Consider the following 14,027-nt stretch of genomic DNA (forward strand, 5'->3'; position numbering starts at 1 on the left):
CCCATAGCCGGCGCCAGCGCATCGCCGGGGCCACTGCCACTATCAGGTTCCACAAGCCGTGAGTTCGCTCGTTTCCGAAATTGCGCGTCGGCGCACGTTTGCCATCATCTCCCACCCGGACGCGGGTAAGACCACGCTGACCGAAAAGCTGCTCTGGTTCGGCGGCGCCATCCAGGTGGCGGGTGAGGTCCGTGCACGGAAGGCCGACCGCCATGCGACCTCGGACTGGATGGAGCTGGAAAAGCAGCGTGGCATCTCGGTGACGTCGTCGGTGATGCAGTTCCCGTATCAGCCGCGCGCCGAACTGCCCGAGAACATCGTGAACCTGCTCGACACGCCGGGCCACGAGGACTTCTCCGAAGACACGTATCGCACGCTGACCGCAGTGGATTCGGCCGTGATGGTGATCGACTCGGTCAACGGCGTCGAAGCACAGACCATCAAGCTGCTGAACGTCTGCCGCCTGCGCGATACGCCGATCCTCACGTTCATGAACAAGCTCGACCGCGAAGGCCGTTCGCCCATCGAGTTGCTCGATGAAATCGAGGACGTGCTCAAGATCCAGTGCGCGCCAATGACATGGCCGATCGGCATGGGCAAGGCGTTCCGCGGCGTGTACCACATGATCGACGACAAGGTGCAGCTGTTCGACCCGAAGGGCGAGAAGGGCACCGCCGCCATCCTTGACGGACTCGACAATCCCGAACTCGATCGCATCCTGGGTTCACAGGCCGACGAACTGCGCATGGAGATCGAACTGGTGCGCGGCGCGTCCCACACATTCGACCGCGAAGCGTTCCTGGCTGGCAAGCAGACGCCGGTCTACTTTGGCTCGGCAATCAACAACTTCGGCGTGCAGTCGCTGCTCAATGCACTCTGCGAGCTGTCGCCACCGCCGCTGGCGCGCCAGACCGAGTCGCGCACCGTGGAACCGCAGGAAGCCAAGTTCAGCGGCTTCGTGTTCAAGATCCAGGCCAATATGGATCCGCGCCATCGCGACCGCATTGCCTTCGTACGGGTGTGCTCGGGCCGCTTCGATCGTGGCATGAAACTGCTGCACGTATCGCAGGGCAAGACCGTGGCGATCAACAACGCCATTACCTTCATGGCGCAGGACCGCAACACGACCGAAGAAGCGTTTGCCGGCGACATCATCGGCGTGCCCAATCACGGCACGATCCGTCTGGGCGATGTATTCACCGAAGGCGAGCCGCTGCGCTTCACGGGCATCCCGTCATTCGCACCGGAGTTTTTCCGCCGCGCGCGCCTGAACAACCCACTGAAGGTCAAGCAGTTGCAGAAGGGTTTGCAGCAGCTGGCCGAAGAGGGCGCCACGCAGATGTTCCGCCCGCTGATGTCGAACGACCTCGTGCTCGGTGCGGTCGGCATGCTGCAGTTCGACGTGGTGGCTCACCGCCTCGAGCATGAGTACGGCGTCGACGCAATTTTCGAATCGCACGAGTGCGCCACGGCCCGCTGGCTCAAGGGCGACCCGGCCGAGATCGAGAAGCTGATCGACAAGAACGGCCACAACGTCGCGCTTGACGGTGCCGGCGACCATGTCTACCTGGCACCAAGCATGGTCAACCTGCGCCTGACACAGGAGCGCTTCCCGAACGTCCGCTTCCTGGAAACCCGCGAAATCGCGTAAGTATTGTCGTGACTCGCTCCCCTCTCCCGCGCGCGGGAGAGGGGTTGGGGGAGAGGGCCAGCGGTTCAAGCTGAGACCAGTCGCATTTTGAACCTCACACTCTCTCCCCCGCTCCTCTCCCACAATGCGGGATAGAGGCGACCAACACTGCACACGAACTCCCCCCCGGGCTTCGGCCGTCTCGGATAGAATCCTAGACTTTGCCGATGTACGCGAATGCGTACATTACCTGCCCCAGCGTCGCCAGACGCCCCGTTACGCCCCATGTCTACCGCCCCCGCGCTACCGGCCGACGAGCCGGATAATGTCTTTCGTGATCCCGCTTTCCGGCATTTCTGGTTCGCCCGGCTATGTACGACGATCGGTTACCAGATCTTTACGGTGGCCGTGGGCTGGCAAATGTATGACCTGACGCGCGATCCGTTCATGCTTGGCATGGTCGGGCTGGTGCAGTTCCTGCCGTCCATCGTGCTGCTGCTGATGTCGGGACACGTGGCAGACCGGTTCGACCGCCGCATCATCGTGCGTACCTGCCAGATGCTGGAGGCGATCATTGCCGCGGCGATGGCCGTTGCCAGTTTCTCGGGCTGGGTCACCAGCGAGCACATCTTCTTCTTCGTGGCCGCAATTGGCGGTTGCCGGGCCTTCGAGACGCCTACGCTGCAGGCACTGCTGCCAAGCGTGGTAACGCCACGCCAGTTGCCGCGTGCGGTGGCGCTGGCAAGCTCGGCCGCGCAGACCGCCATCATCATCGGACCGGCGCTCGGTGGCTTTGCTTATGTGGCCGGGCCGGGCGTGGTCTACACGATCAGTGCGGCGCTGTTTGCCATCGCCGCGGCCCTGGTGTTCACGCTGAAGCTGCGTCAGGCCGCACAACGGCTGACGGCGCCGGTCAGCATCAAGACCCTGTTCGCCGGCTTCACCTATATCCGCGGGCACCAGGTACTGCTTGGCGCAGTGTCGCTGGACCTGTTTGCGGTGCTGCTGGGCGGCGCCACGGCGCTGTTGCCGATCTACGCCCGGGACATCCTGCATACGGGTCCCTGGGGCCTGGGCCTGCTGCGGTCATCGCCGGCCATCGGTGCGCTGGTGACGGCGCTCTGGCTGGCACGCCATCCATTGAACCGTCGGGTGGGGCGCGTGATGTTTGGTGCGGTGGCCATCTTCGGCATGGCAACGATGGTGTTCGGCGTGTCGAAATGGCTACCGTTGTCGATGGGGGCGCTGGTCGTTCTGGGGGCATCGGACATGATCAGCGTGGTGGTGCGCCAGACGTTGGTGCAACTGGACACCCCAGACGACATGCGCGGGCGTGTTGGCGCGGTCAACTCGGTGTTTATTGGCGCATCGAACCAGTTGGGCGAGTTCGAATCGGGCGTCACGGCGGCCTTGCTCGGCCCGGTCGGCGCGGTGTTACTGGGTGGTGCGGGCACGCTGCTGGTGGTGGCGGTGTGGATGAGACTGTTCCCGTCCTTGACCAACCGCGACCGCCTGCATGGCCATCCGGCCGAAAGCAAGGTACCGGAAAAGGCCGCACCGGCGCGCTGATGCTGCGTCGCGAGAATCTCGGAAAGGGTGGCCTGGCCACCCTTTTTCAATGCCCAAGCGTACCCGTTTCTGCGTTGCCGCATGGCGTACCGAAAAGGTCGCCAAGTGCGCTGCAAGGCGGGTTCCAACGCGGGCCCGAATTGGGATAGAGTCGCCTGATGCCCGCCGCCCGCCAGCCACTTCAGGACAACGCCGTGTTCTCCACGCTCACGCAATCGCGGGCGTCGCTGGAACGCGCCTGCGTGCTGGGCGATGGTCTGGGGCTGGCACTCTGGCAGAACCGGCACGACGACACCGCCTACGCTCGCCCCGGTCATCACACGATGTCGATGTACCTGGAGGGCGGCTATTCCACCTACCGCCGTGATGCGCCGGACCGCAAGGGTGCTCCCGACCGGCTGTGCCTGCTGCCCGCCGAGCACGAATCTGCATGGCACGTGGGTGGCACCCAGCGCTTCCTGCATCTCTACTTCCAGCCCGAGCACCTGGCCTGGCACTGCGTACGCGTACTCGACAGCGAGCCACGCGCCCTGCAACTGCAGGACCGGCTGTTTGCCGAGGATCCGTCATTGGCTGCGCTGTCGCGACGGCTGATCGCACTGGACTGGCAGGATCCCGATAGCCGCATGACTGGCAATGCCATGGCACACGAGGCCGTGACGCATCTGCTGCTCTCGCACGGAGGTCGCGCACCCTCGGCCAACTGGCGGGGCGGCTTGTCGGCGCAGGCAAGACGCCGAGTGGCTGACTGGATTCAGTCACATCCGGCGCTAAATCCCACACTGGGCGAACTCGCGGCGTTGGCCGATCTGTCGGAGTTCCACTTTGCGCGGATGTTCCATGTCTCGTTCGGCATGCCACCGCATGTCTGGGTGATGCGCGCCCGCCTGGAGCGCGCGCGAGCACTGCTCGACGACCGCCGGTGGTCGCTTCAGGAGGTGGCGAGCCGTGCCGGCTTTGCCTCCGCCAGCCACTTCAGCAACCGGTTTCGCGCCGCCTATGGCGTGACGCCGGGCCGTTGGCGCAAGGCAGCAAATTTTTCCGGTGAATTGTAAAAACTGCGAATAGGGCACTTTTAGTGCCTATTTGTGACGCTGGCGGCTCGAAATCAACGACGCCGCGCTGGCCGTTGCTGTGCAACGCATCACGCAGAAACGGGTACGCTTTTGAGGCCGGCGGCAAGTTTCTGGCACGCCCTTCGCAAGCACTCCGAGGTTTGTTTCCCGGAGCCGCAGCATGGACCTGAATTTCATCGATCACACCAAACTGGAAGCCACCTGGGCTTACCTGACCCAGTTCGCGGTCAGCCAGGGCCTGAATTGCCTGGCCGCGCTGGCCATCCTGATCCTCGGCTGGTGGCTGTCAGCGCGGGCGGCCAGGGCCCTGCACCAGACCCTGCAGCATACGCACGTGGACGATACGCTGCGCCCGATGCTGGCGAGCATCGTCCAGTGGGTGGTGCGCGTACTGACCGTGGTCCTGGTGCTGTCGCAGTTCGGCGTGCAGACCGCCAGCATCATCGCCATGCTGGGCGCTGCCGGTCTGGCAATCGGGCTGGCATTGCAGGGCACGCTTCAGAACATCGCCGCCGGCATCATGCTGGTATTGCTGAGGCCGTTTCGCGTCGGCCAGTACATCGATGCGCAAGGCGTAGCGGGCACCGTGCGCGAGACCGGCCTCTTCATGACCGAACTGCAAACGTTCGACGGTGTATGCCTGCGCGTGCCAAACGGCAAGATCTGGGGCAGCCCGATCATGAACTACAGCGAGAACCCCACGCGCCGCATGGACATGGAGGCCACGGTGACCTTCGACAGCCCGATCCAGGCCGGCCTCGACGCGCTCAAGGCAATGCTCGATGCCGAGCCGCGCCTGCTGGAATCTCCGCGGCGTGAAGTCATGGTGGTGCGGTACAACGACCGCGGCGTCACGCTCAATGCGCGCTACTGGACGTCAAACGACGATTTCTGGAGCGTGCAGTTCGCGCTGTTCGCACAGCTCAAGTCGACCATTGAAAACGCGGGCTGCCGGATTGCGGTGCCCGTGCAGGAAGTCCACGTGCCAGATACCGCCGATTCGGAGACCGAAGGCGCGCGGATGCCAGACCACGATCGTCGACCGGCCGGGATCCGTCGCGCAAACTAGCCAGTTGACGCGCGAGGCCGTTTCGGCGCCACGCAGAAACGGGTACGCTTTCGGCACTGGCCGGGCCTTGATCAGCCGTTGATCAGGCCCTGGCCAGTGCCGCGAAGTGGCTAACCTTCGTCCGCGAACAACGAACAGGCTCCCGTTTCCGCGGTGCCCACATGCGCACGGAAGCCGCCGAACAGGTCGCGCCCAACGCCATGGCGGTTTGCCGTGAGGTCGGGCTTCTCGATCTGTCGTGCCGACCAGTCGGCATCGCTGACCATGACCGTCAGCGCGCCGGCGGGCGCGTCAACGCGCACGATATCGCCAGTACGTACCTTACCGATATCGCCCCCGGTCAACGCTTCCGGGCACACGTGGATGGCGGCAGGCACCTTGCCCGATGCGCCTGACATTCGCCCATCGGTGACCAGCGCTACGTGAAATCCACGGTCCTGCAGCAACGTCAGCGTGGGGGTGAGCTTGTGAAGCTCGGGCATGCCGCATGCCGCCGGGCCTTGCCATGGCAACACCGCCACAAAGTCGCGCTCGAGTTCGCCGCGCTTGAAGGCGGTCAATACATCATCCTGATGCAGGAATACGATGGCCGGAGCCTCGACCACCTGATGCTCGGGTTTGACAGCCGAGGTCTTGATCACGCAGCGGCCCAGTTTGCCGTCAAGCAGCTTGATACCGCCGTCCGGTGCAAACGGGTTGTCGGCGGCGCGCACGATGGTGTCGTCGAGCGACTTCTCCGGTCCGTCGGTCCACGTCAGCTTGCCCTCGCGCAGTGCCGGTTCGCGCATGTAGTCGGCCAATCCGGTCCCGACGATCGTATTCACATCGTCATGCAGCAGCCCCAGCGACAGCAGCCCGCGAATCACCATCGACAGGCCACCCGCTGCCTGGAACTGGTTCACGTCGGCCTTGCCATTCGGATAGACGCGCGCCAGCAGCGGCACGGTGGCCGACAACTCATGGAAGTCGTCCCAGGTGAGCTGGATCCCGGCTACACGTGCCATCGCAATCAGGTGCAGCGTATGGTTGGTCGAGCCGCCGGTGGCCACCAGCCCGACAACACCGTTCACGAACGCGCGCTCGTCGAGCACTTCGGCAATCGGCATATAACGCGCGCCGCCATGTACCAGCCGCAGCGCCTGACGGGCCGATTCGCGCGTCAACGCTTCACGCAGCGGGGTGCCGGGATTGATAAAGGCGGTGCCGGGCAGATGCAGGCCCATGATCTCCATGAGCATCTGGTTCGAATTGGCCGTGCCATAGAACGTACAGGTGCCCGGCCCGTGATAGGACTTGGATTCGGCATCGAGCAGGCCCTGGCGGTCGATCTTGCCTTCGGCGTAGAGCTGGCGGATGTGCGCCTTTTCATCGTTGCTCATGCCGGTGGTCATCGGACCGCCAGGTACGAACACGGCGGGCAGGTGCCCGAACGACAGCGCGCCCATCACCAGTCCCGGCACGATCTTGTCACAGACGCCCAGGTACAGCGCGCCATCGAACATCTGGTGCGACAGCGCCACGGCGGTCGCCATGGCGATCACGTCGCGCGAGAACAGCGACAGGTCCATGCCGTCCTGACCTTGCGTCACGCCATCGCACATGGCGGGCGTGCCGCCGGCAAACTGTGCGGTGCCGCCGGCCTCGAGGGCGGCTTCCTTGAGCCACTGCGGATAGGCCTGCAGCGGCTGATGCGCGGACAGCATGTCGTTGTAGGCCGACACGATGGCCAGGTTGGGCCGCTCCTGCGCCTTGAGCCGGATCTTGGCCTCATCGGGCATGGCGGCCACGGCATGGGCCAGGTTGGTACACGAGATATTGGCGCGCTCCACCTTCTGCCCGGCCATGGCACGGGTGCGGTCGAGGTAAGCCTGACGGGTAGGGGCACTGCGGGCCACGATGCGGGCCGTGACCCTTTCCAGTACGGGATGGGGCATGGGGGATCTCCTGTGAGGCGTTTTTCAGCGTAGCCGAAAAACGCGCACGCCACCGGCACGGCGGCGCCATCGTTATTGGCTATCAACCTGCTTGTGTAATGGGATCGACAAAGGCATCGACGCCGAGACCGATAGTGGGATCGATGGAAGGCACGGATGTTCCGCATCCGCCTTCGGTCACAACGCTGTCACGAAACCATCGGCACGCAGAAACGGGTACGCAAGTTCTGCCTGGCGAGGCCCGAACGTGCACAAGCGGCGGCGAGTGACGTAACATGGCCGGAACTAAAGCGCTGCCCGGCGGCACTCAATAGCTGCCGGGGGCCAATCCCCCGCAAGGAGCCCAGGGTGAGCATGCCCGATTTCGACATGGTGCTGTTTGGTGGCACCGGAGACCTGGCGCGGCGCAAGCTGCTGCCGGCACTGTTTGACGCGCACCGTTGCGGCGTACTGCATCCGTCGGCCCGTATCCTGGCCACCGGAAGCCACCCGCAGACTACCGAGCAGTACAAGGCCACGCTGGAAGACACCGTGCGCCCCGGCCTGGAGCATGCGCCGCCCGATGCGTGGGCGTCGTTCCTGGCGCGTATCTGCTACGTGCAGGCCGACGCGCGCCAGCCCGCCCACTTCGACGCGCTGGCCGAGAAGGTGCTCGCGCGCAAGCCCGAGGTGGTGGTCTGCTACCTGGCCACCGCGCCGCATATCTTTGTCCCGATCTGCGAACAGCTGGCGCGTACCGGCCTCAATACACCCAATGTGCGCGTGGTGCTGGAGAAGCCGCTCGGCCACGATCTCGATTCGTCCGAAGCCATCAATGCGGCGGTTGCGCAGTTCTTTGCCGAGGACCAGATCTACCGGATCGACCACTACCTGGGCAAGGAGTCGGTGCAGAACCTGATGGCGATCCGCTTTGGCAACGCGCTGTTCGAACCGCTGTGGCGCCGTGAATGGGTGCAGGATGTCCAGATCACGATCGCCGAGGAACTGGGCGTGGAAACGCGCGGCGACTTCTACGACCGCACGGGCGCGCTGCGCGACATGGTGCAGAACCACCTGTTGCAACTGCTGTGCATGGTGGCCATGGAGCCGCCGGCCAGCCTCAGCGAAGACGCGATCCGCGACGAGAAGATCAAGATCCTGAAAGCGCTCAAGCCGATCCGGCCGCAGGATGTGGCCGAGAAAACGGTACGCGGTCAGTACCGGGCGGGCGCCGTCGGTGGCAAGCCCGTGGTCGGCTATATCGAAGAGCAAGGTATCGCGGCGGACAGCCGTACCGAGACCTTCGTTGCCATCAAGGCCGAGATTGCCAACTGGCGCTGGGAAGGCGTGCCGTTCTACCTGCGTACGGGCAAGCGCATGCAGTCGCGCGTGGCCGAGATCGTGGTGCATTTCCGCGACGTGCCGCATGCCATCTTTCCCAAGCCGTTGGGGTTGTCGCCGCAGAACCGGCTGGTGATCCAGCTGCAGCCTGAGGAAAGCATCCGCCTGTATTTCCTGGTCAAGGAGCCGGGCGATACGCTGGAGCTCACGCCGACCTCGCTCGATCTCGATTTCGCCAACTCGTTCAAGAAACGCCGCGCGGGGGCATATGAGCGTTTGCTGCTCGACGTGATCCGCGGCCGGCTGGGCCTGTTCGTGCGACGTGACGAGCAGGTACAGGCGTGGCGCTGGGTCGAGCCGATCATCGATACCTGGGACCAGAGCACCGTGCCCCCGAAACCGTACACGGCCGGTACGTGGGGACCGGCGGCATCGTCGGCGCTGATGTCGCGCGACGGTGCGCTGTGGCACGAGGAAGTCTGAACGTCCCCCCATCGCAGAAAGCAGCCAGCACACAGCAGACAGGAGCCCCGCCATGCGCCAGTTCGAACATCCCACCGTGATGGACCAGGCCGAATCGCTGGCGATCTCGATCGGCCACGCGCTCGACCTCGTCATCAAGGCCAAGGGCTGGGCCGTGCTGGCCGTATCGGGCGGCAAGTCACCGCTGCCGATGTTCGAGCGGCTGCGCTATCGGCCGATCCGCTGGGACGCCGTGACCGTGACGCTGGTGGACGAACGCGCGGTGCCGCCCAACCACGCCGACAGTAACGGTGCGATGGTGCGCAACAACCTGCTGCGAGAAGGCGCGGGCGTGGCCGGCTGGGCGCCGTTGATCCGCGACGAAGCCGAGGCCGCGGAACCGCTGCGCGCCGTGCAGCGGCTCAACGCCTCGTTCCAGCAGCCCGATGTGGTGGTCCTGGGCATGGGCGACGATGGCCATACCGCATCGCTGTTCCCCGACGCCCCCGAGCTTCAGACCGCGTTGTCAGAACCACAGCCTGGCTACATCGTCACGCATCCATGCGTGGCACCGCATGCGCGCGTGACGCTGAACCTGGCGGCCTTGCTGGCAGCGGAGCGCATGTTCCTGGCGATCTCCGGCGAGAAGAAGAGCGAGGTGCTGGCGCGCGCGCTGGAAACCCCCACGCCATCGCTGCCGGTCGGCGTGGTGCTGGCGCGGCACCGGCGTGGCGTCGACATATTCCGTACCTGAGCCGAACCTGAGACCGATGACCCCAACCAACGGATACCCGCGACTGCTGGCCGATGTCGGCGGCACCAATGTGCGTTTCGCGCTGGAAACCTCGTCGATGCAGATTGGCGAGGTCACCGCCTACAAGGTGGCCGACTACCCGTCGCTGGAAGCGGCGATGGGCAAGTACATGCAGTCAGTTGCCGATCATGCGCAACCGCGCCATGCCGCGATCGGCCTGGCCAACCCGGTTACCGGCGACCACGTCAAGCTGACCAATCACAACTGGGCCTTTTCGATCGAACAGATGCGCCAGGCGCTGGGCTTGACCACCTTGGTCGCCATCAACGACTTCACCTCGCTGGCCCTGGCGCTGCCGTGGCTGCCCGACCAGGATCTGGTGCAAGTACGCGAGGGAGCGGCCATTGCCACGGCACCGCGCGCGCTGATTGGGCCGGGCACAGGACTGGGCGTGTCGGGACTGGTGCCCGCGCCGGGCGGTGGTGCCGTCGCGTTGGCAGGAGAGGGCGGACATATCGAACTGATGCCGGTCACCGACGACGAATGGATCGCATGGCGTGCCGCCCATGCCGAGCTCGGGCGGGTATCGGCGGAGCGCCTGTTGTCGGGCATGGGGCTGTCTCATATCCATGCCGCACTGTCCGCAGAAACGGGTACGCTTTTGTCCGAACCGCTGACCCCGGCGCAGGTCACGGACGGTGCGTTGAAGCAGAACGATGCGTTGTGCCTCCGTGCGTTCGACGCGTTCTGCGGTCTGCTCGGATCGGTTGCGGCCGACATCGCGCTGGTACTTGGCGCACGCGGCGGCGTCTATATCGGCGGCGGCATCGTGCCGAGGTTTGTCGAAGCGTTCCGTGCGTCGCCGTTCAGTGAGCGCTTTGGCGCCAAGGGCCGCATGAGCCGGTATCTGGCCGATATCCCGGTCTTTGTGATCACGGCCGACTATCCGGCCTTGCCTGGTCTGGCGCGGGCGCTGGCAGACCGGCTCGAAGGCGACATGCGCCACGCCTCACCCTGATTCCCCACGAACATGCGAGTACTGCTGGTTGAAGACGACGCCATGATTGGCGAAAGCGTGAAGGTGGCGCTGCGCCAGGAAGGTTTTACGGTCGATTGGGTGACCGATGGCGATGCAGGGCTCGACGCTGCTTCGGACCAGCATGGCCCGCGCGCCGATGGCGGCTATGACCTGGTGTTGCTGGACCTCGGCCTGCCGCGCCGCTCAGGGCTCGATGTCCTGAAGGCGCTGCGCGCGCGCAATGTGCGCACGCCAGTGCTGATCGTGACCGCGCGCGATGCCGTGGCGGACCGCGTGGCGGGGCTCAATGCCGGTGCGGACGACTACGTGATCAAGCCGTTCGACCTGCAGGAACTGGTGGCGCGCATGCATGCGATGGCCCGCCGGGCCGAAGGCCGCGCGGAGCCGGTGCTGCGCTATGGCGACATCGTGCTCAACCCCGCCACGCGCGAAGCCACGCATGCCGGCGCGCCGGTGCGACTGTCGGCGCGCGAGTACGCGCTGCTGTCCGCACTGATGGCCCGGCCCGGCAAGGTGTGGTCGGTGCCGCAACTGCAGGAACGGCTCTACGGCTGGGACGACGAAGTCGGCAGCAACACGGTGGAAGTCTATATTCACGCGCTGCGCCGCAAATTTGGCACGGCGCTGATCCGGAATATCCGTGGCGTTGGCTACCTGATGCCGCAACTGGACGACAAGGCGGCGGATCACGCGAAAGGAACAGCGGACTGATGCGCTCGATTCAACGTACGCTGCTGTGGTGGCTGGCCGCCGGCCTGGCCGCGGGTATCGCCGTGGCCACGGTCCTGATCTATGGGCAGGCGCGGCAGGAAGCCAATGCCCTGTTCGACTACCAGATGAAACAGATGGCCGCCGCGCTGCCAAGCCAGTTCTCGGCACCGGTTGCGCCGCCGTTCGACCCTGGCAGCCCGGTGGGCGCGGACCTGCTCCACGCCGACGAGGACGTGGTCATCCATATCTGGGATGGCACGGGCCGCAGCCTCTATCTGTCGCACTCGCATCCCGTGCTGCCGCCGCGTGCCGAGCTGGGCTTCACCGATGCACGTACCGAATCGGGCGAATGGCGCATCTACAGCGTCCAGCTTGGTCCGGCAGTGGTGCAGATCGCCCAACCACTGAGCGCGCGCCGCACGCTTGCCGCACATATGGCATTGCGCACCGTGGCGCCGCTGCTGTTGCTGTTGCCGTTGCTGGGCTGGCTGGTATGGCTGGCGGTCGGGCGCGGCTTGCGGCCGCTGCGTGAAATTGCCGCCGAAGTCCGTGCGCGCGATGCCAACACGCTGGCGCCGCTGGCCGTGCGCGACATGCCCGACGAGATTGCGCCGCTGTCCGCCGCGCTGAATCAGCTATTGGCGCGTCTGTCGCATGCGATCGACACCCAGCGCGCATTCGTGGCCGACGCCGCGCATGCATTACGTACGCCGCTGACGGCGCTGCAGTTGCAGGCACAACTGGTGGAGCGTGCGGAAACGTCGGAGGCGCGTCAGGCAGCGGTCGGCCAATTGCGACAGGGGCTGGAACGGCTCACCCATCTGGTGACGCAACTGCTGACGCTGGCGCGGCAGGAACCCGGCGCCGCGCCACCGCCGCATGAGCCGGTGAACCTTCGCGCGCTGGCTGGCCAGGTGGTGGCAGACATGTCGCAAGCGGCCATCGACCGGGATATCGACCTTGGCATCGAAGACTCCGGCACCCAGGGCCCGGTCACGATTCGTGGCGACGCCGATGCGCTGCGCATCCTGCTGACCAACCTTATCGACAACGCGCTGCACTACATTCCCCGCGGTGGACGTGTTGACGTGCTGGTGGCGCATACCGCCGCAGGCATCGAGCTCGCGGTGACCGACAACGGCCCGGGCATTCCGGCGGCCGAACGTGCGCGCGTGTTCGACCGCTTCTATCGCGTACCCGACGCGCCCACTGGTGGCAGTGGCCTGGGACTGGCCATCGTTGCCGAAGTGGCGCAATCTCATGGCGCACGCGTCGCGCTCGAAGACGCAACGCCCGGCTTGCGTGTGCGCGTGACGTTCCCGCTGGTCGGTTAGCCCACTGGCGCCAGCAAGGGCTCGCCGCGGAAATGACGGCGCGCGTTTTCCATGAACTGGTTGACCGAGGCCAGCACGGCCTCGGGCGACCAGCCGGCCACGTGCGGTGTCAGCACGACGTCGCGGCAATCGAACAATTCGGCCGGTGGGGCCGGTTCGCTCTCATAGACGTCCAGGCCCGCACCGCCGAGTTCGCCGGCACGCAAGGCATCCGCCAGCGCTGCGGTGTTGACCACGCTACCGCGCGAAATATTCACCAGATAACCGGCAGGTCCAAGCGCGCGCAGCACCGCTGTATCGACCATATGGCGCGTTGCGGCGCCGCCCGGCGTGGCAATGACCAGGTAATCGGCCCATTGCGCCAGCGAGATCAGGTCGGCGAAATACTGGAATGGCACATCGTCGCGCGCGCGGCGGTTGTGATAGCCAATTTCAAGATCGAAACCCTGACCACGTTGCGCAATGCGTCGGCCGATGGTGCCCAGTCCGACGATGCCAAGGCGCTTGCCTGACAGGTTCGGCGGCAGCGGCAGGGCGTTGCGCCAGACCCCATCGCGCGTGGCGCGATCGAGCATCGGCACGCGGCGCACGGCGGCCAGCAGCAGCGCCATCGCGTGGTCCGCCACGCAACTGTCGTTGGTGCCGGCGCCGTTGCCCACGGCAATGCCACGCGCCTTGCAGGCAGCGATATCGATGTTCTCGTAGCCGGCGCCCAGCGCGCAGACCAGTTCCAGTTCCGGCATCGCAGCGATCTCGGCAGCCGTAATGCCGGTGGTGCCGTTGCTCAACACGGCCCGGAACGAGCTGCCGTTGCCGGCGATGGCCTGGGTGCGTGCTTCGCGCGTGGGAGCGTAGTGGACGTCGTAATGTTCGGAGACAAGGGCGAGGTGGTCCGGTTCGAGCTGAACCAGGACAAGCAGGGCGGGCTTCATGCGTGACAGCGAGACGAGGAGTTATTTTTTAGAGGAGAGGTCGGTCGGGCCGACACCGCATTCTATGCCGACTGATGCATCTACGCAGAAACGGGTACGCTCGGCGATTTTTCGCTGGGTCGATCACGCAGAAATGGGTACGCTTTGGGCGTTGTGATGCCCGATTCGGTGTTCTCCCCTCTCCCGCGCGCGGGAGA

11 protein-coding genes are annotated in these 14,027 nt (G+C 65.3%); 9 read left to right on the forward strand and 2 right to left on the reverse strand.

Going from position 1 to position 14,027, the window contains the following annotated elements; all coding sequences use genetic code 11:
- Positions 1 to 58 precede the first annotated feature (58 nt).
- The 4 genes from ACO550_RS36210 (at position 59) to ACO550_RS36225 (ending at position 5,344) form a co-directional block, all read left to right on the forward strand.
- The gene (locus tag ACO550_RS36210) at positions 59 to 1,651 is read left to right on the forward strand and encodes a peptide chain release factor 3 (protein ID WP_315598368.1); all 1,593 of its coding nucleotides are present in this window, start codon (positions 59 to 61) and stop codon (positions 1,649 to 1,651) included.
- Positions 1,652 to 1,915: 264 nt separating this feature from the next.
- Positions 1,916 to 3,199: an MFS transporter gene (locus ACO550_RS36215; protein ID WP_315598367.1), complete on the forward strand. Its 1,284-nt coding sequence runs from the start codon at positions 1,916 to 1,918 to the stop codon at positions 3,197 to 3,199.
- Positions 3,200 to 3,357: 158 nt separating this feature from the next.
- Positions 3,358 to 4,254 carry a helix-turn-helix domain-containing protein gene (locus ACO550_RS36220; RefSeq protein WP_315598366.1) on the forward strand — a complete coding sequence of 299 codons (897 nt, stop codon included), beginning with the start codon at positions 3,358 to 3,360 and terminating at the stop codon, positions 4,252 to 4,254.
- Between the two features lie 181 nt (positions 4,255 to 4,435).
- Positions 4,436 to 5,344, forward strand: a complete 909-nt coding sequence (locus tag ACO550_RS36225) for a mechanosensitive ion channel family protein (protein WP_315598365.1) — start codon at positions 4,436 to 4,438, stop codon at positions 5,342 to 5,344.
- 110 nt (positions 5,345 to 5,454) lie between these two features.
- Here the strand turns inward: ACO550_RS36225 and edd are convergent, their stop codons facing one another.
- Positions 5,455 to 7,278, reverse strand: coding sequence for a phosphogluconate dehydratase (edd, locus tag ACO550_RS36230; RefSeq protein ID WP_315598364.1), 1,824 nt, complete (start codon positions 7,276 to 7,278; stop codon positions 5,455 to 5,457).
- 354 nt (positions 7,279 to 7,632) lie between these two features.
- Between edd and zwf the strand changes: the two genes are divergently transcribed.
- The 5 genes from zwf to ACO550_RS36255 are packed head-to-tail and all read left to right on the forward strand — an operon-like array spanning position 7,633 to position 12,898.
- Entirely contained in the window at positions 7,633 to 9,081 is a 1,449-nt protein-coding gene (gene zwf / locus ACO550_RS36235; protein WP_485995119.1) for a glucose-6-phosphate dehydrogenase, read from the forward strand.
- A 52-nt stretch (positions 9,082 to 9,133) separates the two neighbouring features.
- Entirely contained in the window at positions 9,134 to 9,814 is a 681-nt protein-coding gene (gene pgl, locus ACO550_RS36240) for a 6-phosphogluconolactonase (RefSeq protein WP_315598556.1), read from the forward strand.
- Between the two features lie 16 nt (positions 9,815 to 9,830).
- Positions 9,831 to 10,832, forward strand: coding sequence for a glucokinase (locus ACO550_RS36245; RefSeq protein WP_315598557.1), 1,002 nt, complete (start codon positions 9,831 to 9,833; stop codon positions 10,830 to 10,832).
- 12 nt (positions 10,833 to 10,844) lie between these two features.
- Positions 10,845 to 11,564: a response regulator gene (locus ACO550_RS36250; RefSeq protein WP_315598558.1), complete on the forward strand. Its 720-nt coding sequence runs from the start codon at positions 10,845 to 10,847 to the stop codon at positions 11,562 to 11,564.
- Positions 11,564 to 12,898, forward strand: coding sequence for a sensor histidine kinase (locus ACO550_RS36255; RefSeq protein WP_315598559.1), 1,335 nt, complete (start codon positions 11,564 to 11,566; stop codon positions 12,896 to 12,898). Before ACO550_RS36250 ends, ACO550_RS36255 begins: the two co-directional genes overlap by 1 nt.
- Here the strand turns inward: ACO550_RS36255 and ACO550_RS36260 are convergent.
- Positions 12,895 to 13,830 (reverse strand): NAD(P)-dependent oxidoreductase, encoded by a 936-nt coding sequence (locus ACO550_RS36260; RefSeq protein WP_315598560.1) that lies wholly within the window; start codon positions 13,828 to 13,830, stop codon positions 12,895 to 12,897. The two genes, ACO550_RS36255 and ACO550_RS36260, sit on opposite strands and share 4 nt — an antisense overlap.
- Positions 13,831 to 14,027 lie beyond the last annotated feature (197 nt).

The organism is Cupriavidus sp., from assembly GCF_057315035.1.